This window comes from Pedobacter metabolipauper (assembly GCF_004362715.1).
Lineage (GTDB): Bacteria > Bacteroidota > Bacteroidia > Sphingobacteriales > Sphingobacteriaceae > Pedobacter > Pedobacter metabolipauper.
The window spans coordinates 1,191,026-1,214,300 of the sequence record NZ_SNYC01000003.1 but is presented as its reverse complement, the minus strand read 5'-3'; the positions used below and the strand labels follow the sequence as shown (position 1 = coordinate 1,214,300).

The following is a 23,275-nucleotide window of genomic DNA, read 5'->3' as shown; positions in this document are numbered from 1 at the left end:
GAGCGTGCTTAATATTTAAGCACGCCCCATATATTAACCTTTATGTGCTTTTAACGCTTCAATTAATTTAGGGACAACCTCAAAGGCATCACCAACTATTCCATAATCAGCTACCTTAAAGAAAGGAGCTTCAGGGTCTTTATTGATTACAACAATAACCTTAGATGAACTTACACCTGCTAAATGCTGGATAGCCCCAGAAATTCCAATAGCAATGTATAAATTCGGGCTGATCGCTATACCAGTCTGACCAACATGTTCTGAATGTGGTCTCCAGTCTGCATCAGAAACAGGCTTGGAACATGCCGTTGCTGCGCCAAGTAAGCCGGCAAGTTCTTCGATCATTCCCCAGTTCTCAGGGCCTTTCAGTCCTCTTCCAGCAGAAACTACCAATTCAGCATCTGGTAAAGAGACCTTATTGGTTGCCCGTACAATTTCTTTAACGATTGCATTCAGGTCTGTTGATTTGATCTCCGGGCTAAAGGCTTCGATAGCGGCATCAACAGCAGATTCTTTAACGCCAAAGGCATTGGGATTTAATGCAATGACCTTTACTGCAGAGGTAAGTTCAGATATGGCAAATGCTTTACCAGAGAATGCTGTTTTTTTAATCAGGAATTTTCCGCCATCCAAAACAGGCAGTTCTACTGCACCATCTGCCAGGCCGGCTTCCAGTTTAACGGCAACGCGCGGGGCCAGGCCTTTTCCTGAAAAGGAACTGGACAATACCACTACTTCTGCACTTTCTTTTTTTGCAGCCTCTGCGATGATGGAAGCATAAGCCTGATTCACAAAATTCTTTAATTGGTCATTTGAAACATTAAGGATCTTAGAAACTCCGTATTTACCAAGTTCTTTGAGTTCACTTTCTTCCACATTACCAATAGATATAGCGATTAGATTACCGTCTTGTTTATCTGCAATGGCTTTAGCATAAGATACTGCTTCGAAAACAGATTTCTTAAACTTACCATCTACTTGTTCTACATATACTAAAACTGACATAGGATCTTTATTAAATATTTTGAATTTGGAATACTTTAATTAGATAACTTTAGCTTCCTGGTGTAATAGATCGATTAATTTTTCTGTCTCTTCAGCAGGGATCAGCTTAACTGCCCCACGTGCAGGAGGGGTTTCAAACTGCTGAACTTTGGTAACCTGTGCAATTTCTTTAGCTTCGATAACCTGTAGCGGCTTGGTTCTGGCAGACATGATTCCACGCATATTCGGGATCTTGGGTTCTGCTGTACCTTCAGAACAGCTCGCTATGAATTTTCCGGTTACAGAAATTACTTCTTTACCACCTTCAATTTCACGTTCTATCGTTGCAGTGGTACCATCGTAATCTAATTTTTTGATGATGGAGATAGATGGGATATCTAAAAATTCGCCAACCATTGCTGCAACCTGAGATCCATTGTAATCAATAGATTCCCGTCCGCATAAAATGATATCGAAATCAGTTGATTTCACGTACTCTGCAATTTGATAGGCAACAAAGTAAGCATCTCTTGGTGCAGCATTAACTCTTACCGCATCATCTGCGCCGATTGCCAGTGCTTTTCTTATGGTTGGGTCGGTTTGACTCTCGCCAACATTCAATACAGTTACGGTGCCTTTTCCACCCTCGCAAAGCTCAATAGCCCTCGATAATGCAATCTCATCGTATGGATTTACAATATATTGTACTCCTGCGGTATTGAATTGTGTATTATCATTCGTAAAGGTTATTTTTGTGGTTGTGTCGGGCACGTTACTGATACAAACTAATATTTTCATACTTATAAATTTGTTTTTAAAGGTAATAAGGCTTGATAAGCTTAAATTGTCTTTTTGCAAATCTAATTAAAAAAGCAGGGATAAAAAATGCAAAATACCCGATTGGCTAAGTTATTAGAGTTTTTAACAAACGATCCAAATGATCCTTTTGTTTTATACGCATTAGCAACTGAATATAATTCTTCAAATGACCAGGAAAAGGCATTTGAATATTATTATAAACTGACTTCAGAACATCCGGATTATGTGGGTACGTATTATCATTTGGGTAAATTGCTTGAAAAGACAGGAAAGACCGTAGAAGCCATTGAAGTGTATCAAAAGGGAATGGTTGTTACGAGAAATAAAAGGGATATGCATGCTTTTTCTGAGCTTCAGGGTGCTTATAATTCTGCTGCCGGACTAGATTACGAAGACGATTAATTAACATGTTAACCAAGCGGGAACTTTTGTTTATCAGGGATGTGTTTTTTTTCACATTTACTGCTTTCGGAGGGGCGCAGGCACACCTTGCACTTCTTCTCAAATATTTCGTAAAAACCACCAGGTATATTTCTGAGGAGGAATTGCTTGAGCTGAATGCCTTAGCGCAGATCCTTCCGGGGCCGGCTTCTACGCAAACACTGGTTGGGATTGGCTATAAGGTTGGCGGAATAAAATTGTCAATCCTTACATTCATCATTTGGATCTTACCCTCTGCAGCATTAATGACCTTTGCGGCAATCAGTTTTGCGAAATTCGATCAGCAGAAAAAATTCGCGGATATCCTGGAATACATTCAGCCAATTGCCCTGGGAATTGTTGCCTTTGGTGCCTATAACCTGTCTAAGCGGGTGCTTGTGTCACAGGTATCCATATTTTTAGCCGTTACAGCAGCTATCTCTACCTTTGTTCTAAGAAACGCCTATGTGTTTCCATTTGCCATCTTAATTGGTGGAATGATTTCTTCTGCCCTGGAAACGCCCAAAGAAGAAAGTGACATCCGGGTAAGGTTATTCTCCGATATCAACCGTAAAAAGCTGATCTATTTTGTTGGTGTTCTGCTTTTCCTGGCCCTGCTGGGTGCAATCGTCAACAGAACATCTCCGTTTAGCTTACCAATTCGTTTATTCGAGAATTTTTACCGGAACGGGATCTTCATATTTGGTGGAGGTCAGGTGCTTGTACCCCTGATGTTTACCGAGTTTGTGGAGATGAAGCATTACCTGGACGCTTCGGGCTTCTTGTCCGGCTTTGCAATTCAGCAAGCATTACCAGGGCCTACTTTTTCGTTTACCAGCTATATTGGGGCATTAAGCATGCGTAATTTCGGATATGGGTTAACGGGGCAGATTCTTGGGGGAACGGTAGCTGTGCTTGGAATCAACTTGCCGGGACTGATCCTGGTCTTGTTTATTGTGCCGTTTTGGGAAGATCTAAAAAAGATTACCCGGATTAAATACTCGCTGGGCGGGATTAATGCGGTAAGTGTGGGTTTTATCATCGCCGCATTTATGCTGCTGGTTAAACCGATCGGCCTGGATTTTTTGGCCATAGGCATCCTGATTGCTACATTTCTGATCCTGAATTTTACGAAAATAAGTCCGCCATTTATTGTTCTGGCTGGAATCCTGATCGGATATTTCTTTTAGTAAATGGTTCTCACGTTCTCTTAACTTGCTCCCAACGTTCTCACGTTCTCACATTCTCAAGTTTAGAAAGGAGCATCTTCGTCGTGCATGTCATCCATGCGTGACGGTTTGATGATCACATTACCAGCAGGTTTATCAAAATCCTGAGATGGATGCATACCGGCATTGGTGTTATCCATAGAAAAAGAAGTAGGCGCAGAAAAGCTTTCTTCAAGATCCGTAAACTTCACATACTTACCGATAAAGCGCAGTGGTACAATTCCGGTTTCACCATTCCTGTGCTTGGCAATGATCACCTCACCAATACCAGCCTGTGAACGGCCTTGCTCATCTTCAGTGATCCCGTAATACTCAGGACGATAGAGAAACAATACCATATCCGCATCCTGCTCAATAGAGCCAGATTCCCTCAAATCTGAAAGCATAGGTCTTTTACCATTTGCTCCGGGTCTGCTTTCTACGGCACGACTCAATTGTGACAGTGCTAAAACAGGTACGTTTAATTCTTTGGCAACTGATTTTAATGCCCTTGAGATACTACCGATCTCCTGCTCCCTGTTACCACCACCGCTTTGACCTTCACCTTTACCATGCATCAGCTGCAGGTAATCGATAATGATCAGCTGCAGGTCGTACTGAGATTTAAGACGTCTGCATTTTGCACGAAATTCAAAGATGTTCAGGGCAGGGGTATCATCTATTAATAAAGGGGCTTCAGTTAATGTTCCAATCTTGCTGTGCAGTTGCTGCCATTCCCATTCTGCAAGGTTTCCTTTACGGATCTTTTCCTGTTCAATCTCGGTTTCTCCGGAAATTAAACGATTAACGAGCTGAACGGACGACATCTCCAGGGAGAATACAACAACCGGTCTTTTGAAATCAACGGCAGCATTACGGGCACAGGTAAGAACGAATGCCGTTTTTCCCATTGCGGGACGTGCAGCAATGATTACCAGATCGGATGGCTGCCATCCGCCGGTAATGCGGTCCAGATCCGTAAAACCAGATGGAACACCGGTTAGGCCATCGCTTTTACCACGAAGTTCTTCCAGTGTGGCCAGAGATTGTTTGATGATCTCGTCCATTTTCTGGGTATCCCTGCGTAAATTATTCTGGGCAATGTCAAACAGATTCTTTTCAGCGTGATCCAGCAGGTCAAAGATATCTGTGGTATCTTCATATGCGTTTTGAATGATCTCTGAGGAGATGCGGATCAATTCGCGCTGGATATATTTTTGGGAGATGATCCGGGCATGGTATTCAATATTTGCCGCAGAAGCTACCCGGTTGGTTAAATTGGTAATGTAATAGGCACCACCAACCATTTCCAGCAGACCAAGTGTACGCAGTTCAGAAGTAACCGTTAAAATATCTACCGGTTTAGATTTTTGGAACAGGCCCTGGATGGCTTCAAAGATCTTTTTATGAGCTTCATGATAAAACACTTCGGGTTTTAAAATGTCAATTACGGTGGATAAAGCATCTTTTTCAAGCATGAGTGCACCAAGAACAGCCTCCTCAAGATCTATAGCTTGCGGCGGTATTTTGCCAAGGGTATTCATAGAATTATTCAATCTACTTTTCCTTGCTGTAAAATTTGTTTTGTCTTGTCCCTGTGATCCGTTATCGATACTCATAAGTACAAAAATAGACAAAAATTAGGTCCTGCCGGAAATTGTTTATACACATTTTAACAGAGCTGATAAAGATGTTTTAACAACGCATAAATCATTTTCATCAATTTGCTAACAACAGGATGTGGATAAGAAGAATTCAGGCTGCCAAAAAATACCTGTACATATTCCCATAAATTCAGCTACTTTTGCGCTTCAATTATAAAGAATGGAAAACCCGAGAAGACCAGCAAGACCCAAAGAAAATAATGAATTTGTATTTGGTATACGTGCTGTAATAGAGGCTATTAAGGCAGGAAAAGATATCGAAAGCATTTATATTCAACGTGGTTTGACCGGTGAGATCATTGTAGAGTTAAAAGCCTTATTAAAGGATGTAGATGCACCTGTACATAACGTTCCAGTAGAGAAATTGAACCGGATGACGCAAAAGAACCACCAGGGTGTCATTGCCGTAATCTCTGCCATTACCTTTCAGAAAATTGAAGACATCATTCCAGCGATCTATGAAAAAGGAGAAACACCTTTGGTACTGATCCTTGATGGAATAACGGACGTTAGAAATATGGGTGCAATAGCAAGAACAGCTGCCTGTGCAGGAGTTCATGCGATCATCGTTCCAACAAAAAATTCTGCGCAGATCAATGCAGATGCGATTAAAACATCGGCAGGTGCGTTATTTACGATTCCGGTATGCAGACATGCAAACCTTCATAAAACGGCTTTATTTTTACAGGAATGTGGTCTGCAGATTGTAGCTTGTACAGAAAAAACAACTGATCTGATCTATGCACCCGATTACACCGCACCGACAGCCATTGTAATGGGAGCTGAAGATGAAGGAATCTCCAATGAAATTATGCGGATGTCCAATTACCTGGCTAAAATACCAATGATTGGAGAGATCAGTTCATTAAATGTATCTGTATCAGCCGGTGTTATTCTTTATGAAGCCATCCGCCAGCGTACCTTAGCTTAATCTTATATTTTATTCCTCTTCAAATAAATATCCGCTGTAAGCGAGGCCTTTGGCAACACTTATAAAATTATCACCGGAATGTATGGGCGTATTCGGAAACCTGGTTTGAAACAGGTTCTTTACAGCAGATACCAAAGAGGTTCCACCGGTAAGGAATAAACTGTCAATATGTTCAGGCTGTATTTGATATTTGCTTAAAAAAACATCCAGGTATTGGCTGATCTTTTGGATGTCTTTATTGATGATCGTATCATATTGATCAATGGTGATCATTTCATCAATATCAATTTCCATATTGGAATAGAAGAACTGTGAACGCGTTCCCTTTGAAAGATCGATCTTTGTTTTCTCAATGGCCTGAAAAACGGAATATCCAAGGTTATTATCTGTAAGGGTCAGCAGGTTTTTGAACTTCCTGTCTTTTTTAGAAAAGTGATAATAATTCTGCATATCGTTCTTTACTTTCAGTCCGTTAAAAAAGTTCATTTGTTCCCATGAACAGATATTTGCGAACAACGAAACAGGTACCGTAAGCATCTTTCCCGGTGCAGCTTCATAAACAGTGTGTTTTCCAAAATAAGGCGTTCCTTTTTCCCACATAAATGCGGAGTCAAAGCTATCACCACCAATGTAGATACCGCCCGTAGCAATAATGTCTTTTCTTCTGTTCTTGCTTCCAACTTTATCAGGATCCAGTTCCAGGAAGGTAAAGTCCGTAGTTCCGCCGCCAAGATCGGCTACAAGTACCTTTTCTTTCTTTGTAATTGTCTTTTCATAGGCAAAGGCTGCTCCAATAGGCTCAAATTGAAATCTAAAGTCAGTAAACCCAGCGTTTTCAGCAGCTTTCATCAGGCGTCGTTGTGCCAGTGCATCCTTATCCGTATTGTCATCGTCAAAAAATACAGGCCGGCCAATAATGGCCTTACCACAATCATAACCAATAATTTCATCGGCTTTGGTCTTTAGTTCCTTTAAGATCAGTGTAACCAGGTCTGAGGCCGTATATTTACGGTTGTGTATCCTGGTTTCTATAAAACTGCTTCTCGGTAAAATACGTTTTACCGATTTCATGAACCGGCCTTTCATACCCTCATTGATGTAAGCTGCAATGGCTTCTTCACCAACTACATACTTTAAAGGCTCAGTAGCTTTTTGTTCATTCAGGAAGTAGAGTATGGAAGGTACGGTAATCGTTTTTATGATCTCTTTCTTTTCTTCATCATAAATTGAAAGGGCAGAGTTGGTAGTACCAAAATCAATCCCATAAAGAAACTTACTCATTACAGTTAAAAATTTAATAAAAAAATACATCCGGGCCAGCTTGTTCAGCTATGTCCGGATGTGTTAAAGAATGCAGGAAAAGACTACTAGATGTATTTTGTACCAAATTTAGACTTTACATCAGCCACAATCTGTTTAATGCTTTGCTCTGCAGATCTTGGACAGATCAATAGGGTGTCATTGGATTCAACTACGATATAATCGTGAAGGTCCTGTAAGATCACCAATTTATTTTTAGGAACATTGACCATGCAATTTGATGAATTGAACATCATCACCTTTTCAGAAGGGATGACGGCATTTCCTACATAATCGTGTTCGGCAATGTCATAAATAGAAGCCCATGTACCCAGGTCAGACCAGCCAAAGTCAGCAGGCAGTACGTATACATTATCCGCTTTTTCCATAATGGCAAAGTCGATCGATATATTGATACATTGCTGATAGGCATTGCCTATAAACTCTTTTTCAGTGTCTGTATTGTACGATGAGTTTCCTTGCTGGAAGATCTCATGCATGTCTGGTAAATGCGTTAAAAAGGCCTTGTTTATAGATTTGGCAGACCAGATGAAGATACCTGCATTCCATAGAAAATCTCCGCTTTGGACGAAAGACTTAGCCAGGTCCAGGTTGGGTTTTTCAGTGAAGATCTTTACTTTAAAGATTTCAGGATCTGTTTCCAGTACACTTTCTGTGTATTGAATGTACCCATATCCGGTGTCCGGGCGACTTGGTTTTATGCCGAGTGTAATTAAGCAATCGTTTTCAGAGGCGGCTTTAAGAGACCGTTCAATGGCAGTTACAAATGCTTCCGGGTTGGTAATCGTATGATCAGAAGGAGCCACAACGATGGTCGCGTTTGGATTCAGCTGAGCAATTTTCATGGAACCATACGACACACAAGGTGCTGTATTGCGCATGATCGGCTCAGCGAGGATCTGGTTATCGCCTATACCAGGCAGTTGTTCTTTAATGATATCGGTATAGATCTCATTGGTAACTATAAAAATATTTTCAGGAGGGCAAATTTTCAGGAAACGGTCGTAGGTGCTTTGGATCAGTGTTTTACCAACTCCAAAAAAATCGATAAATTGTTTGGGATATTCAGTTCTGCTTACCGGCCAAAAGCGGCTTCCAACACCACCAGCCATGATCAAGGCGTAATTGTTTTTATTCATCTGCGCAATTCTTAAATTATACCTTCCTGAAGAAGATCGTGTAAATGTATCATTCCAAAATAACTTTTCTTATCAGTTACCAATAATTGTGTAATATTATTTTGCTTTATAAGTTCAAGTGCCTGAACAGCAAGCTGATCTCTATCGATGGTTTTAGGATTCGTATTCATCAGGTCCCTGGCCGTAATGTCACTAAGATCAGAATATTGCTCAAGCATTCTGCGGATATCGCCATCCGTTATGATACCCAAAATGGTATCGTTTTCAATAACAACAACAGTACCTAAACGGTTTTGGCTAATTTCTATGATCACATCTTTAACAGATGCAGCGGGGTGGATGCGCGGTTTCGCGTTCTTTAACGCAATATCTCCGGCTTTTAGATACAATCTTCTGCCCAGCGCACCTCCGGGATGAAACCTGGCAAAATCTTCTTCATTAAAATCACGCGCATGAAGCAGGCAAACTGCTAAGGCATCGCCCATAGCCAACTGGGCAGTTGTGCTGGTTGTAGGGGCAAGGTTATTCGGACAGGCTTCCTTTTCTACAAAAGTGTTCAGCACAAAATCCGCCTGCATCGCCAGATCAGAATTAAGCTGTCCAACCATTCCAATCAAAATATTTCCAGACTGTTTTAGTAAAGGCGCCAGAACCTTAATTTCAGGAGTGTTCCCGCTTTTGGATAAACACATCACAATATCATCCTTTTGGATCATTCCAAGGTCGCCATGAACGGCATCTGCAGCATGCATGAAGATAGAAGGGGTGCCTGTAGAATTAAAAGTGGCGACAATCTTTTGTGCAATGATGGCACTTTTGCCAATTCCAGTCACAATAACACGACCTTTACTTTCTATAATCAAGTCAATTATTTCTGTAAAATCATCGTTTATATTGTCAATTAAGCCCAAAATTGCTTGCGCTTCTAAATGTAAAGTGTTAACAGCCGTACCTATTATGGATTTTTTACTTTTCAAACAGAAATTATTAGTATATTGATGCTTTAATTAGTGCAAAATTATGTTATTTTGAGGTAAAAATAGCACTGAATATTTTATACACGAAATGGATGTGAAAAAGTCGTTGTTTGACAACTTACAAACCTTTTTTGGTTTTGATAATTTTAAAGGTGATCAGGAGTCTATCATCACCAATATCCTTGAAAAAAGGAATACGTTTGTTATTATGCCAACGGGAGGGGGGAAATCTATTTGTTACCAGTTGCCTGCGTTAATGCAGGAAGGTACAGCTATAGTCATATCACCGCTAATTGCGCTGATGAAGAACCAGGTAGATCAGTTAAGGGCCTTTGGGGGAAGTGACAGCATTGCCCACTTTTTAAACTCCTCTCTGAATAAAACCGAAATTGCCCAGGTAAAAAGTGATTTACTAAGCGGTCAAACCAAATTATTATACGTTGCACCAGAATCTCTCTCCAAACAGGAGAATATTGAATTTCTTAAACTGATCACCATTTCTTTTGTTGCAGTTGATGAAGCACACTGTATTTCTGAGTGGGGACATGATTTCAGACCGGAATACAGAAAGATCAGACAGGTGATCCAGGGATTGGGTGAAGACATTCCAATTATTGCACTTACCGCTACGGCAACACCTAAGGTGCAGCAAGACATCATCAAGAACTTACAAATGTCTGATGCCACCTTATTTAAATCGTCCTTTAACCGGCCCAACCTGTTTTATGAGATCCGTCCGAAACGGGATGTAATCAAAGAAATTATCCGTTACATCAAGTACAATACCGGCAAATCAGGAATTATCTATTGCCTAAGCCGTAAAAAGGTAGAAGAGGTAGCAGAAACGCTGAACCTAAATGGCATAAAGGCCTTACCTTATCATGCCGGTTTGGAGCCTAAGGTAAGGGCTGATACCCAGGATAAGTTCCTGATGGAAGATGTAGAAGTTATTGTTGCCACTATTGCATTTGGAATGGGCATTGATAAACCAGACGTTCGCTTTGTAATCCATCACGACATTCCAAAAAGCATGGAGGGCTATTACCAGGAAACCGGAAGAGCCGGAAGAGATGGCGGAGAAGGGATCTGTATTGCCTTTTATGCACAAAAAGATGTAGACAAGCTGGCCAAGTTTATGAAAGATAAACCGGTTGCTGAGCGTGAAATAGGTACGCAGATCTTGAAAGAAGTGATTGATTATGCAGAATCAGGCGTTTGCAGGAGAAAGCAGATCCTTCATTATTTTGGAGAAAATTTCAATGAGACAGGCTGTAACTGCATGTGCGATAACTGCAAAAAGCCTAAGAAATTGTTTGAGGCCGAAGAATCCCTAAGCGTAGTCTTAAAATTGATTGCCAGAATTGGTGAGAAATTTGACGATACCCATATTTTAAACGTGATCATGGGCTCAGAAACTGCCCAGACCATTGCTTACGAACATTCAAAGATCCCTGAATTTGCAATAGGAATAGTAGAAGGTGAGAATCACTGGAAATCACTGATCCGTCAGGCCGTTTTAAATAATTTCCTTTCCAAGGATATTGATAATTATGGACTGCTGGGCTTAACTACCTTAGGGCATAATTTTATCGAAAATCCATATGCCCTTAAGTTTGTTCTGAACGAGCCTATTGAAAGTGCTGCTGATGACGATGAAGATGACGTTAAGCACGGTACCGGAACTTTAGATACACAACTGCTGCAGTTGCTGAAAGATCTGAGAAAGAAAATAGCGAAGCAAAAAAATGTACCTCCTTTTGTGGTATTTCAGGATCCATCACTGGAAGAGATGTGCACCCATTATCCAATTGCAATGGATGAGCTGAAGCAGATCTCCGGAGTAGGGAATGGTAAAGCACTTAAGTTTGGTGGTCCCTTTCTGGAACTGATCAAGAAATATGTGGAAGACAATGATGTAGAGCGTCCAATCGACCTGATCATTAAAACACAGGCCAATAAATCCCAGCTTAAAGTATCGATCATCCAAAACATTGATCGTAAAATAGGCCTTGAAGATATTGCTAAATCGAAGGGAATAACTTACGATGATATTTTAAAAGAAGTAGAAGCCATTGTAAATTCCGGCACCAAGCTAAATCTTGGATATTTTGTAGATGAGGTTATTGATGAAGATCGTCAGGATGAGGTATTCGATTATTTCCAGTCTGCAGAAAACGATTCCATTGATGAAGCACTAAAAGAACTAGGAGAGTCCGATTATTCACGTGAAGAGATACAGCTGATGCGTATTAAATTCATGTCTGAACTGGGCAATTAAAGCAGATAACATAAACATGATCAATTTCCCTTTAGAAAATTTAAAGCACATACAATCGGATAACTTCTTTTTAATGGCTGGCCCTTGTGCCATCGAAGGCGAAGAAATTGCCATGCGCATTGCAGAAAAGATAGTTACCATAACTGATAAACTAGAGATCCCTTATATCTTTAAAGGATCATACCGTAAAGCCAATCGTTCTAAAGGCAGTTCTTTTGCCGGTATTGGCGATGAAAAAGCACTGAAGATCCTGGAGAAGATCGGGAAGACCTTTGGTGTTCCAACGGTAACCGATATTCATGCCCACGAAGAAGCTGCCATGGCAGCCGCTTACGTAGATGTGCTGCAGATCCCTGCTTTTTTATGCAGACAGACAGATCTGCTGGTTGCTGCGGCGAAAACCAATAAGGTTGTAAACGTTAAAAAAGGACAATTTTTATCTGCCGGCTCTATGAAGTTTGCAGTTGAAAAGATTATAGAAGCAGGTAATGACCGCGTAATCCTTACCGACCGGGGCAATACCTTTGGCTACCAGGATCTGATCGTTGATTACCGCGGATTACCCGAAATGCAAGGTTTTGGTGTGCCTGTTGTGATGGATTGTACGCATTCCCTGCAGCAACCCAATCAAAGCAGCGGGGTAACAGGCGGTAAACCTGAACTGATTGGAACAATAGCTAAAGCCGCCATTGCTGTAGGAGCAGATGGCTTATTTATAGAAACCCATCCAGATCCTGCCAATGCAAAGTCTGACGGCGCAAACATGCTGCACCTCGATCTATTGGAAGAGCTGCTTGTTAAATTAATTAGAATCAGAAAAGCAGTTATTTAACGCTTTTCTGATTCTAAATACTTCTTTCTTATTTAAATACTTACATTACCTGCTTTTCAGATGTTAACATCTTTCTTTGTTTCTACAGCTGGTACTTTCTTTTAATACCATCGCCAGAAGAACGGCAAGTAATTCTAGATCCTGGTAATTATAAATGAGGTTCTTCTATTTTGTTTTCTTTGCGCTTCAGAATCATTAGGCACGATCGGTTTTTTTTCACCATAGCCTTTATAGATCAGGCGTTCTGCTGAAATTTTTTGTTGGATCAGGTAGTCATAAACAGCTTTAGCCCTATTTAATGACAGCTTCTCATTCTGTAGTACATTACCCACATTGTCAGTATGTCCCTGAATCTCAATTTGTAAATTCGGATTGTTTTTTAACAATTCAGTTAAAGTGGCCAGTTCGGTTACTGAAGCCGGCAGAATACGGTATTCATTGGTATTGAAAAAGATATTCTTTAAGACCACATCATCTCCAACCTTCAGTTTGCGGAGCCCGATCTCAATGATCGTAGGTTTATTTATGGATGAAACGTTTAGCTGATAATTCTCAGAATAGAAAAGATAACCATCTGCGCTCACATTAAATGCATGATCAGAACCGACAGGCATTACGGTAAGAAAGCTGCCGGTTTCTTTAGAAGTATTGTCATTGTATTCCGTTTTACCGGTATTCAGGTTTACCACATGTACCTGCGCCTCTAAAAAGGACTTGGTTTCCATATCAATCACAATACCTTTAACATAGGTAATGGGAAGCGGTTTTTTATCTTCAGGCATTTGAAAACTATAGATGTCCATATCTCCATAACCATCTTTTAGCACAGATGAAAATAAACCTTCAGAACCATCAGGTGTAACGATTAAACCCGTTTCTTCATTAAAGGTATTGATGGGATACCCCATGTTTTCTGGTTTTCCCCAGCGACCCGAATCTGTTAATCGGCTTAGAAAGATGTCCTTATTTCCCATTCCAGGCCATCCATCGGAAGAAAAGTATAGCGTTTTTCCATCCGGATGAATAAAAGGGGTATGTTCATCATATGGGGTATTAATCTCCGGGCCGAGGTTCTCCGGTTCAGACCAGTAACCATCACTTTTAAGGGTACTTTTCCAAATGTCATGTCCGCCGAAACCATCAGGCCGGTTGCTTACAAAATAAAGGGTATTGCCATCCGGACTTATTGCAGGCTGAGATTCCCAATAGGTTGTATTGATTGGCGCTCCCAGGTTAAAAGGTTCGCCCCAATTTTTACCACCTTTATGACTTACATAGATATCACAGCGGCCGAGGCCATCCGGGCGGTTACATCCTGTAAAAAACAGGTAGAGGCCATCAGGTGTAATTGATTGTGCACCTTCATTAAATTGAGAGGTATTGATCGCAGTACTTAGCGGAGTTGGTTTGGCCCAGGAGTTATTGATCTTTAAAGCCGTGTAAAAATCCTCATTTCCATTGATGTTGCGGCTAAAGATCATTTGTTCACCATCGGCAGTTATTGCCGGAAAATAATCCCTGTTTACGGAGTTGATCTCATTCCCCAGATTTTTAGGTTCATATTTTACCGGATGTTTAATGGCTTCAATCGCAAACTCACAATCCTTTTGATATTTAAGGACTTTATGAATGAATACTTTGTCAGTACCTTTATAGTTTTTTATGAATAAGCCAATATTGATCAGCGCATTACTGTATTCACCAGTGTTTAATTCAGCTTCGGCCAAACCGTAATACATACGTACATCGGCATCAGGTGCCAGGCTTATGGCTTTTTTATAGGCTGTTTTAGAAGCTTCAAAGTTTTTAACCCTCCGGTTCAGATCACCGAGTTGCAGGTAAGCAAGCTGGAAATTGGGATCGGCCTTAACGGCCTCATTCAGATCTTCAATGGCCGCATCGTAGCTGTTATCTGACAAATGAGCCTGTGCCTTCTCAAAATTAGCCTGTGCCTTTTTATTCACCGCATTTTGCGCCGTAACGTTCAGGATCATCAAATAAAAGAAGAAAACGAACAAGAGGTTCTTCATGTGTGCTGGTTTAACTGTTAAATTAAATCTAACACAAATAGCTTATAAAAGCTAAGGAATGTTTAAATACTTGTGCGTTTGTAAAGAGATCTCCCATTTCGGATTGGCCATCACATAGTCTATGATCAAAGGGGTAATTTCCTTAGATTTTGACCATTCAGGCTGCAGGTAAAGTTTGCAGGTATCAGAAACTGTTTCTGCATATTTTTCTGCCCAGTCAAAATCACTTTTATTGAAAACAATTACCTTAAGTTCATTTGCAAACGGGGTGATGTCAGGTCTTGGTGCCTTAAATTTCTTAGGTGATAAACAGATCCAGTCCCAATCACCGGAAAGGGGATAGGCACCTGAGGTTTCAATAAAGGTTAAGATCTTTCTTTCATGAAGTTTTTTAGTCAGATAATCCAGGTTATAGATGAGTGGCTCACCACCTGTAATGACTACTGCCTTACCTGGAAAACCATCTGCTTTAGCAACAATATCATCAGCATGGGTAAGCGGATGAAGCTCTGCATCCCAGCTTTCTTTAACATCGCACCAGTGGCAACCTACATCACATCCACCCAGACGAATAAAATAAGCTGCTTTCCCGGTATTAAATCCTTCTCCCTGTATCGTATAAAACTCTTCCATTAAAGGAAGCAACGTGCCGTCTGCTGGTATTTGATGTGCCATATATAATTCAACAAAGTTAAATAAAATAATGGAAGCAATAGTTAATATCCCTATATTGAGGGCTTTTAATGACCAATCTATGAAAATCTCTCGTTTACTGCTCCTTGCCATCTTTTGTGTTTTGTTGAGCTCTTGTTTTGATACTACAGAAACATACACGCTGAATGCCAATGGTTCCTATAAATTAAGTTATGAGGTAAACGTAGGTTCGTTATTTAAAGCGTTTAAAGGAATGGTCCCGGATTCGTTGTTAAATAATCCATCCATTAAGAATAAGGATACGGTGATCAATATTGCTAAAGCTACCCCGGACAGTGTTTTGAAAACATTAAACAAGCAGCAGTTGCGTATACTTGCCAATACGAACCTTTCTCAGAAAATAAATTTGAAAGAAGGGCTCATCCTAATCAGGTATACCAGCAGCGGTGATAACCTGGATGACATGAATTATTTTGTTCGTGATTTTAATAACATAGTTAAAAGGGCGCAAATAAAATCGGATATTATCCCGGTTGGAAATGCTCCCCAGGAGGATGCGGAGTCGAATAAAGATAAAGATGTATTGCCCATTTCAAATAAGGAGTATGATCTTATTATTACCCCCAATTCTTTTGAACGTAAAATAAAACCAGAGTTAATGGCTCAAAAAATAGCAAAGGATAAAGATTCATTTGCGATGCTGGAAGGTATGAATATGAAAATGCCGCCAATTCCTTATGCCATTATCATTAATCTTCCGAGAGCAGCAAAAAGTGTTGACAATCCAAAGGCTGTGCTTTCAGCAGATAAAAAACAATTTAAGTTGGAAGTAGACATGATGGATGCGATCAAAAATCCTGAAATGCTTAATTTTAAAGTTAGTTACTAATCAAAGGCGGGTTTATATGTGCTTAGAAAATTACGCGCTCTCCGTTCTCAACGCTTGCATTTTCCAATGCACTACAGGGTGCTTGTGCGTATTAATATTCAAAAGCTGTTTGTAAGGTAAACTAAAGCTGTTTATTTTGAACTGGGTTAAAATAGAAGAAAAGATTCCTGATCACGATTTTGTGCTTCAGGTTACTGTTCGCGGTAAAAAACTATGTTTAGTTAAAAATGAAGGTGAGTTTTACCTCGTACAGAATAGCTGTCCGCATGCAGGCGGCACCCTAAGCGGTGGCTGGTGTAAGAACGGACACCTGATCTGCCCGGTTCACCGTTGGGAATACAGCCTTAAAACCGGACGCGGCGCTGAGGGACAGGGCGATTATATCGATAGGTACCCGGTTGAAATCCGGCCAGATGGCATCTATGCCGGCTTTAAAGAAAGTTGGTTGAAAAAGCTATGGCGCTAAGCCTTAAGAATAGATTTCTTTCTTTGCAGATGCCAGTGTATTTTTCAGCAAACCGACAATGGTCATCAATCCTACGCCACCGGGAACCGGGGTAATCCATGATGCTATTGGGGATACGTTTTCAAAATCTACATCTCCATACAACTTATAACCAGACTTGGTTTGGGTAGATGTTTCCCGGTTCATGCCCACGTCGATGATCACCGCACCAGGCTTGATCATATCAGCAGTAATGAAGTTTTTCTTTCCAATAGCCGCAATAACAATATCAGCCTGTAAGATCATCTCTTTCAGATTGGCTGTTTTGCTATGGGTAAGGGTTACGGTACAGTTTCCAGGATTAGCATTGCGTGCCATTAAGATACTCATCGGGCTACCCACAATATTGCTGCGGCCAACCACCACACAGTGTTTGCCAACCGTATCAATATGATAGGCTTGCAGCATCATCATGATGCCGTACGGAGTAGCAGGAATAAAGCAGGGCAGGTTACGCATCATCCGGCCTAAGTTTACAGGATGAAAGCCGTCCACATCTTTACGGTAATCGATGGTTTCCGTTACTTTTTCAGGATCAATATGTTTTGGAAGAGGCAGCTGAACAATTAGTCCGTCAACACCTGCATCCTGGTTAATCTCTTCGATTTTCTGAAGCAGTTCAGCTTCGGTCACACTTGTATCGTATCTAACCAGGGAAGATTGAAAACCAACCTTCTCACAGTTTTTCATTTTACTGGCCACATAAGTCTCACTTCCTCCATCATTACCAACTAAGATGGCAACCAGGTGAGGTTTTCTACCGCTTTCTGCTAAAAAAGCTGCGGCTTCATCGGCAATCTCAAGCTTAACTTTTTCTGATACATATTTCCCGTCCAATAACTGCATGATATTGTGTTGTGTGCTATAAATTAATCTAATTTCAATACGGCCATAAATGCGGTTTGCGGAATTTCCACATTACCTACCTGACGCATGCGTTTTTTACCTTTTTTCTGTTTTTCCAGGAGCTTGCGCTTTCTGGAAATATCACCACCATAACATTTTGCAGTAACATCTTTACGCAACGCTTTTACCGTTTCACGGGCAATGATCTTTGCACCAATAGAAGCTTGTATGATGATCTCAAACTGCTGGCGCGGAATTAATTCCCGTAATTTCTCACAGATCCTTTTACCAAAATCATAAGAGTTGCTCCGGTGGATCAATGAAGAAAGCGCATCAACAGGCTCTGCATTCAGTAAGATGTCCAATCTTACCAGGTCAGATCTGCGATAGCCGATCTGGTGATAATCAAATGAAGCATATCCTTTAGAAATTGTTTTCAGACGATCGTAGAAATCGAATACAATTTCACCCATGGGGATCTCAAAAATCAGTTCGACGCGGTCTGAAGTCAGATAAGATTGATTGACAATGATTCCTCTTTTCTGAATACAAAGTGACATAACCGGGCCAACAAACTCAGACTTAGTGATGATGTTTGCTTTGATGTAAGGCTCTTCAACATATTCCAGCTTACTTGGATCAGGTAAGTCTGAAGGGTTGTTTACAATGATCAAATCAGATTTGGTCGTCATAGCCTGGTAAGACACGTTGGGAACGGTAGTAATTACCGTCATGTCAAATTCGCGCTCCAAACGTTCCTGGATAATCTCCATGTGGAGCATGCCAAGAAATCCGCAACGGAATCCAAATCCAAGTGCAGCAGAAGATTCAGGCTCAAATACAATAGAGGCATCATTCAGCTGAAGCTTATGCATGGCTTCCCTTAATTCTTCAAACTCATCGGTATCAACCGGATAGATCCCGGCAAATACCATCGGTTTAACCTCTTCAAAACCTTTAATAGGCTCTAAACTAGGTTTGTCCTTATGGGTAATGGTGTCTCCAACCTTTACTTCCCTGGCTTCTTTAATACCAGAAATGATATAACCAACATCACCCGTTTTGATGACGTCTTTGGGTGCTTGTTTAAGTTTTAAGGTACCTACTTCTTCAGCAATGTACTCTTTGCCTGTAGCAACGAATTTTACCTTATCACCCTTACGGATCTCGCCGTTAAGCACTTTAAAATAAGCAATGATACCTCTGAAAGAATTAAATACAGAATCAAAGATCAATGCCTGAAGCTCACTTTCGGGATTGCCGACAGGAGCAGGAACACGCTCTACAATGGCACGTAATATATCAAAAACCCCCTGGCCGGTCTTACCCGATGCAGGAATGATCTCTTCCCGTTTACAGCCAATCAGCTCGATGATCTGGTCTTTAACCTCTTCAGGCATTGCACCGGGAAGATCCATCTTATTTAAGATAGGAATGATCTCCAGATCATGCTCTAAGGCAAGGTAAAGGTTTGAAATGGTCTGTGCCTGAATTCCCTGTGACGCATCAACAATCAATAATGCACCTTCGCAAGCAGCGATGGAACGGGATACCTCATAAGAGAAATCTACGTGTCCGGGTGTGTCGATAAGGTTTAATATATAAGGCTGCCCATCCTGAACATAGTCCATTTGGATGGCATGGCTTTTAATAGTTATCCCACGTTCACGTTCCAGATCCATGTCATCAAGCAATTGCGCTTGTGATTCCCTTTGGGTAATCGTATTGGTATACTCAAGTAAACGGTCAGCCAAGGTGCTTTTTCCGTGGTCAATATGTGCAATTATGCAAAAATTACGTATATGCTTCATCAGTGGCGCAAAGATAAGATTTTGGCTGAATTATTTTACGGTATTTTAACAGCTGATTATTCGGCACTATTGGCCAGTTCAATTAAGTTTTTTACCGTTTTGCTGTCGGTTACCTCAAAGGTAAATTCATCGGTTCCGGTACCCATGCTCAGCCTCGCATTTTTAAACTGCATTTCACTGTTTACAGGCTGTTTGGCAGAAGCATGAAATTCTTTGGCACCGGTAGTACCGATAATATCAGAAATGTTAGCTATTGATATTCCAGAACCAGGCATGATGACAATTCTGCAGTTAGCCTGTGTAATCAGGCTGGCTAACCTACCGGCACCCTGGAGGGCCGTAGCCTCGCCGCCAGATGTTAATACCCGCTCACAGCCGAGGTCAATGATCACCTCCAGTGCCTTTTCCAGATCATTGGTCATGTCGAACGCGCGGTGAAAGGTAACGCCCATTGGCTTAGCGATCTTAATAAGCTCAGCACACCTTTCCTGATCAACACTGCCGTCGGCAGTTAAGATCCCGATCACAACACCATCACAATTCAGCGATTTGCAGACCTTAATGTCATCTTTCATGATGCTGAATTCCAGGTCAGAGTATAAAAAATCACCACCACGCGGACGGATGATCGGGTATACCTTTATAGACAATAATTTTTTAGCCAGTGCAATCTGGGCATGGCTTGGCGTAGTACCGCCTTCTTGTAAATTATCACAAAGTTCTACGCGTATCGCTCCGCCTTCCTGCGCCGCAAGGGCAGAACGAACGGAATTGGCGCAGACTTCCATATTCACCATCGTGTTAATTTAAAAGGTTTTTATATTTAAAAGGGTAGTAATATTTAAAGGGCTAATCATACTTAAAATATTAAAATACTTAAAATTCATTGATATCTTAAGACCAATTATATTTTAAAGGTTAGTAATAACTATTGCCGGGAATCAGAAGGTCATTCTTTTTAGCATTACAAACCGCAAAGCTAAAGCCTTTCTGGATTGCATAGGCTCCATATTCCCCCTTTTTATTCATAGCAAGAAAGCCTACCTGGATATTTTTAGCCGTTTCTGGTTTTTTCTTAATGATTCTCATCACCGCTTCCTTACAGGCATTTTCAGGAGAGTACCCCTGGCGCATCAGTTCAACAACCAGGAAACTGCCTACATTCCGGATTACTTCTTCACCAACACCGGTTGAGGTAGCACCGCCCACTTCATTGTCAACATATAAGCCAGCGCCTATTATCGGACTATCGCCAACCCGGCCATGCAGTTTATATGCCATACCGCTGGTTGTGCAGGCGCCAGATATATTTCCTTTGGCATCAATGGCAAGCATGCCAATGGTATCGTGGTTGTACTGGTTTCCGGGTAATTTAGTAGGGGATGCTTTATCGTAAAGTTTGTTTTCAATGTTCATGACCGGCGCATATTTTGCCGTTTTTAGCCATTCTTTCCAGGCAGCCTCACTTTCTTTTGTGAGCAGGTTTTCCTTTTTGAAGCCATTTTCAAGGGCAAATTGCAGGGCACCATCGCCAACAAGCATCACATGCGGTGTTTTTTCCATCACCATCCGGGCAACAGATATTGGATGCATGATGTGCTCCAGTCCGGCTACGGAGCCGCAATTCCCGGATTCATCCATAATGCAGGCATCCAGTGTAACGTGACCATCACGGTCCGGCAGCCCCCCATAACCAACAGACTGGTTTTTAGGATCGGCTTCGGGCACATGAACACCTTGTTCAACAGCGTCCAAAGACCGGCCTCCGGCAGACAGCACCTTCCAGGCAGCCTGGTTAGCCGCAATCCCAAAATCCCAGGTAGAGATTACAATGGGCTTTACCTCTGCATGGCCAGAATTTTGAGGGATCATACCTGCAGCATTTTTCCGGTCAACGGCAAGTAGTGTTGCAGACAGGGCAGTTGCTTTTATAAATTTTCTACGGTTAAACATGATGGCGTGTTTAATTTAAAGTAAGGTAAAGTGATCGGCATCTTTGAGAAAAGGAAAATTGCTCCGTGTTTTTACCAGCTCATCATAACTGATGCTAAAGGTATACAGGTCTTCGTCCTCGGGTTTGTAATAAATGGTTTTACCCATCGGATCAATGCATTGCGAATGTCCGCTATGGTAAACCTCCTTGCCGTCATGGCCAACGCGGTTTGTTCCAATTACATAGCTTTGGTTTTCTATAGCACGTGCAGGGATCAGGGCGTTCCAGTGTGAAGATCTTTTATCCGGCCAGCTGGCGATTAATAGCAGGATATCGTATTCTTCATTTTGGTTGCGGAGCCAAACCGGGAAGCGAAGGTCATAGCAAATGGCCAAACGGATCTTCCAGCCTTTAAGGGAAACAATAACCTTATCTGTACCTGGAGTATAGTTTTGATCCTCTTCGCCAAGTCCGAATAAATGCCGTTTATCATAAAAGCTGCAGCTTCCATCTGCCAGCATCCAGATCAGACGGTTGTAATACTGTCCGTTTTCTTTGATGATTAGGCTTCCGGTAACTACACATTCATATTTTTTTGCAGTTGCAGACATCCAGGTCATCGTTTTTCCATTCATTTCTTCAGCAAGGACTTCAGCATTCATGCTAAAACCAGTGTTGAACATTTCAGGCAAAATGATCAGATCAGTCTTTTCTTTAATACCCATAGAAAGCCTTAATGCAAGGTTCTGCAGATTTTTATCGATGTTCTCCCAAAACAGGTAGGCCTGGAATATGGTAATCTTAAGGTTATTGATATTCAGCTGGTCTGAATGCTCCATAATTTTAATTTAGGGGATGTAAATTATAGTTTCATTAGTCTTTCAACGGCTTTTTCTAAAGTTTCTTGCTTTTTAGCAAAACAAAAGCGTAAAACATGGTGGTCTGTATTTTTAGTATAAAATGCAGAAACCGGTATACTAGCCACGCCACAGGTTTTAATAAGCTTTACAGCCATGTCAGTATCTTTCAAATCATCCAGGTGACTGTAAGTAACGCATTGAAAATAAGAGCCCTTACAAGGTAATAATTTAAATTTGGTTTTACCCATCATATCGCGGAACAGGTCCCTCTTTTGTTGAAAGAAAGCAGACAGCCCGGTATAGGTATCCGGATCTTTAAGATAGTTGGCAATACCAACCTGCATGGGCGTATTTACGCTGAACACATTAAACTGGTGTACTTTTCTAAATTCTTTCATTAAATAATCAGGAGCCATACAGTAACCTAATTTCCATCCGGTAGCATGAAGTAGTTTGCCAAATGAAGCCACAATAAAACTGCGTTCCTTAAGCTCCGGATATAAAGCCACACTTTTGTGGTCTTGTTCGTCAAACGTGATGTGCTCGTAAACTTCATCACTTAAGATCAGGATATCCGTATCCTTAATTAACCTGATCAGGGCCTGCATATCTTTTTCAGACCAGATACAACCCGTTGGATTTTGCGGATTGTTCAGGATGATCATTTTTGTATTTACAGTAAGCAGTTTTTTAATCATTTCCCAATCAATCTCATAATCAGGGGGACTCAGTTCAACAGGTTTTACCAAACCACCCAATAATTTAATGGCAGGAGCGTAGGAGTCGTAAGCAGGCTCAAAGATGATGACTTCATCGCCAGGGTTAATGCAGCAGGCAAGCGCCGTAAAAATAGCTTGTGTACCGCCGGCAGTAATGGTTATTTCTGTATCCGGATCATAAGAAGCCTGGTACAGGGTACTTACTTTTTCAGCCAGGATGGTTCGTAATGCAGGCAATCCGGGCATGGGAGCGTATTGGTTATAACCCATTTTCATTGAGTCGGTAATCAAACTGATCAGTTTAGGATCACATTCATAATCAGGAAAACCCTGAGAAAGATTGATTGCATTATATTCTTCAGCCAATTTAGACATCACTGAGAATATGGTGGTACCAACGCCTGGTAGTTTAGATTGTATAGGGATCATGTAAAGCTAAAATAGAAATAATATTTA

At 41.1% G+C, this 23,275-nt stretch carries 21 protein-coding genes; 7 read left to right on the top strand and 14 right to left on the bottom strand.

Going from position 1 to position 23,275, the window contains the following annotated elements:
- Positions 1 to 33: 33 nt before the first annotated feature.
- Together ATK78_RS05315 and ATK78_RS05310 are read right to left on the bottom strand one after the other, a co-directional pair.
- A complete protein-coding gene (locus tag ATK78_RS05315; RefSeq protein ID WP_133574995.1) occupies positions 34 to 1,005 on the bottom strand; it encodes an electron transfer flavoprotein subunit alpha/FixB family protein in 972 nt (323 codons plus the stop codon).
- Positions 1,006 to 1,044: 39 nt separating this feature from the next.
- Positions 1,045 to 1,782 (bottom strand): electron transfer flavoprotein subunit beta/FixA family protein, encoded by a 738-nt coding sequence (locus tag ATK78_RS05310; protein ID WP_133574994.1) that lies wholly within the window; start codon positions 1,780 to 1,782, stop codon positions 1,045 to 1,047.
- Positions 1,783 to 1,869: 87 nt separating this feature from the next.
- Between ATK78_RS05310 and ATK78_RS05305 the strand changes: the two genes are divergently transcribed.
- Positions 1,870 to 2,205 carry a tetratricopeptide repeat protein gene (locus ATK78_RS05305; RefSeq protein ID WP_133574993.1) on the top strand — a complete coding sequence of 112 codons (336 nt, stop codon included), beginning with the start codon at positions 1,870 to 1,872 and terminating at the stop codon, positions 2,203 to 2,205.
- Positions 2,206 to 2,210: 5 nt separating this feature from the next.
- Positions 2,211 to 3,413, top strand: a complete 1,203-nt coding sequence (gene chrA, locus ATK78_RS05300; RefSeq protein WP_133574992.1) for a chromate efflux transporter — start codon at positions 2,211 to 2,213, stop codon at positions 3,411 to 3,413.
- Between the two features lie 62 nt (positions 3,414 to 3,475).
- Here the strand turns inward: chrA and dnaB are convergent, their stop codons facing one another.
- Positions 3,476 to 5,050: a replicative DNA helicase gene (gene dnaB / locus ATK78_RS05295; RefSeq protein ID WP_133574991.1), complete on the bottom strand. Its 1,575-nt coding sequence runs from the start codon at positions 5,048 to 5,050 to the stop codon at positions 3,476 to 3,478.
- Positions 5,051 to 5,255: 205 nt separating this feature from the next.
- On the opposite strand from dnaB, the gene rlmB reads away from it, so the two are divergent.
- Positions 5,256 to 6,026, top strand: coding sequence for a 23S rRNA (guanosine(2251)-2'-O)-methyltransferase RlmB (rlmB, locus tag ATK78_RS05290; RefSeq protein ID WP_133574990.1), 771 nt, complete (start codon positions 5,256 to 5,258; stop codon positions 6,024 to 6,026).
- A 9-nt stretch (positions 6,027 to 6,035) separates the two neighbouring features.
- On the opposite strand, the gene ATK78_RS05285 is transcribed toward rlmB, so the two are convergent.
- From ATK78_RS05285 to ATK78_RS05275, 3 genes are all read right to left on the bottom strand, one after another.
- Entirely contained in the window at positions 6,036 to 7,307 is a 1,272-nt protein-coding gene (locus ATK78_RS05285) for an Hsp70 family protein (protein WP_133574989.1), read from the bottom strand.
- A gap of 86 nt (positions 7,308 to 7,393) precedes the next feature.
- On the bottom strand, positions 7,394 to 8,485 hold the full coding sequence (locus ATK78_RS05280; RefSeq protein WP_133574988.1) for a mannose-1-phosphate guanylyltransferase: 1,092 nt from the start codon (positions 8,483 to 8,485) through the stop codon (positions 7,394 to 7,396).
- Positions 8,486 to 8,496: 11 nt separating this feature from the next.
- Complete coding sequence (locus ATK78_RS05275; RefSeq protein WP_133574987.1) at positions 8,497 to 9,462, bottom strand: KpsF/GutQ family sugar-phosphate isomerase; 966 nt, start codon at positions 9,460 to 9,462, stop codon at positions 8,497 to 8,499.
- An 88-nt stretch (positions 9,463 to 9,550) separates the two neighbouring features.
- Between ATK78_RS05275 and recQ the strand changes: the two genes are divergently transcribed.
- Together recQ and kdsA are read left to right on the top strand one after the other, a co-directional pair.
- The gene (gene recQ / locus ATK78_RS05270; RefSeq protein ID WP_133574986.1) at positions 9,551 to 11,740 is read left to right on the top strand and encodes a DNA helicase RecQ; all 2,190 of its coding nucleotides are present in this window, start codon (positions 9,551 to 9,553) and stop codon (positions 11,738 to 11,740) included.
- A gap of 16 nt (positions 11,741 to 11,756) precedes the next feature.
- Positions 11,757 to 12,572: a 3-deoxy-8-phosphooctulonate synthase gene (gene kdsA / locus ATK78_RS05265; RefSeq protein ID WP_133574985.1), complete on the top strand. Its 816-nt coding sequence runs from the start codon at positions 11,757 to 11,759 to the stop codon at positions 12,570 to 12,572.
- A 134-nt stretch (positions 12,573 to 12,706) separates the two neighbouring features.
- Here the strand turns inward: kdsA and ATK78_RS05260 are convergent, their stop codons facing one another.
- Positions 12,707 to 14,602: an OmpA family protein gene (locus ATK78_RS05260; RefSeq protein WP_133574984.1), complete on the bottom strand. Its 1,896-nt coding sequence runs from the start codon at positions 14,600 to 14,602 to the stop codon at positions 12,707 to 12,709.
- 51 nt (positions 14,603 to 14,653) lie between these two features.
- Positions 14,654 to 15,277 (bottom strand): 7-carboxy-7-deazaguanine synthase QueE, encoded by a 624-nt coding sequence (locus ATK78_RS05255; protein WP_133574983.1) that lies wholly within the window; start codon positions 15,275 to 15,277, stop codon positions 14,654 to 14,656.
- Between the two features lie 28 nt (positions 15,278 to 15,305).
- Here ATK78_RS05255 and ATK78_RS05250 point away from each other — a divergent pair, with 28 nt between their 5' ends.
- Both ATK78_RS05250 and ATK78_RS05245 read left to right on the top strand, forming a co-directional pair.
- Positions 15,306 to 16,145: a hypothetical protein gene (locus ATK78_RS05250; protein ID WP_133574982.1), complete on the top strand. Its 840-nt coding sequence runs from the start codon at positions 15,306 to 15,308 to the stop codon at positions 16,143 to 16,145.
- Positions 16,146 to 16,281: 136 nt separating this feature from the next.
- Complete coding sequence (locus tag ATK78_RS05245; RefSeq protein WP_243732445.1) at positions 16,282 to 16,611, top strand: Rieske (2Fe-2S) protein; 330 nt, start codon at positions 16,282 to 16,284, stop codon at positions 16,609 to 16,611.
- A 3-nt stretch (positions 16,612 to 16,614) separates the two neighbouring features.
- Here the strand turns inward: ATK78_RS05245 and ATK78_RS05240 are convergent, their stop codons facing one another.
- From ATK78_RS05240 to ATK78_RS05215, 6 genes are all read right to left on the bottom strand, one after another.
- The gene (locus ATK78_RS05240) at positions 16,615 to 17,496 is read right to left on the bottom strand and encodes a bifunctional 5,10-methylenetetrahydrofolate dehydrogenase/5,10-methenyltetrahydrofolate cyclohydrolase (RefSeq protein ID WP_133574980.1); all 882 of its coding nucleotides are present in this window, start codon (positions 17,494 to 17,496) and stop codon (positions 16,615 to 16,617) included.
- Between the two features lie 23 nt (positions 17,497 to 17,519).
- Positions 17,520 to 19,307, bottom strand: coding sequence for a translation elongation factor 4 (lepA, locus tag ATK78_RS05235; RefSeq protein ID WP_133574979.1), 1,788 nt, complete (start codon positions 19,305 to 19,307; stop codon positions 17,520 to 17,522).
- Between the two features lie 56 nt (positions 19,308 to 19,363).
- Positions 19,364 to 20,104 carry a copper homeostasis protein CutC gene (locus ATK78_RS05230; protein ID WP_133574978.1) on the bottom strand — a complete coding sequence of 247 codons (741 nt, stop codon included), beginning with the start codon at positions 20,102 to 20,104 and terminating at the stop codon, positions 19,364 to 19,366.
- A gap of 121 nt (positions 20,105 to 20,225) precedes the next feature.
- Positions 20,226 to 21,260, bottom strand: a complete 1,035-nt coding sequence (locus ATK78_RS05225) for a N(4)-(beta-N-acetylglucosaminyl)-L-asparaginase (protein ID WP_133574977.1) — start codon at positions 21,258 to 21,260, stop codon at positions 20,226 to 20,228.
- 15 nt (positions 21,261 to 21,275) lie between these two features.
- The gene (locus tag ATK78_RS05220) at positions 21,276 to 22,079 is read right to left on the bottom strand and encodes a nitrilase family protein (RefSeq protein WP_243732444.1); all 804 of its coding nucleotides are present in this window, start codon (positions 22,077 to 22,079) and stop codon (positions 21,276 to 21,278) included.
- 23 nt (positions 22,080 to 22,102) lie between these two features.
- Entirely contained in the window at positions 22,103 to 23,248 is a 1,146-nt protein-coding gene (locus ATK78_RS05215) for a methionine aminotransferase (protein WP_133574976.1), read from the bottom strand.
- Between the last annotated feature and the right edge of the window lie 27 nt (positions 23,249 to 23,275).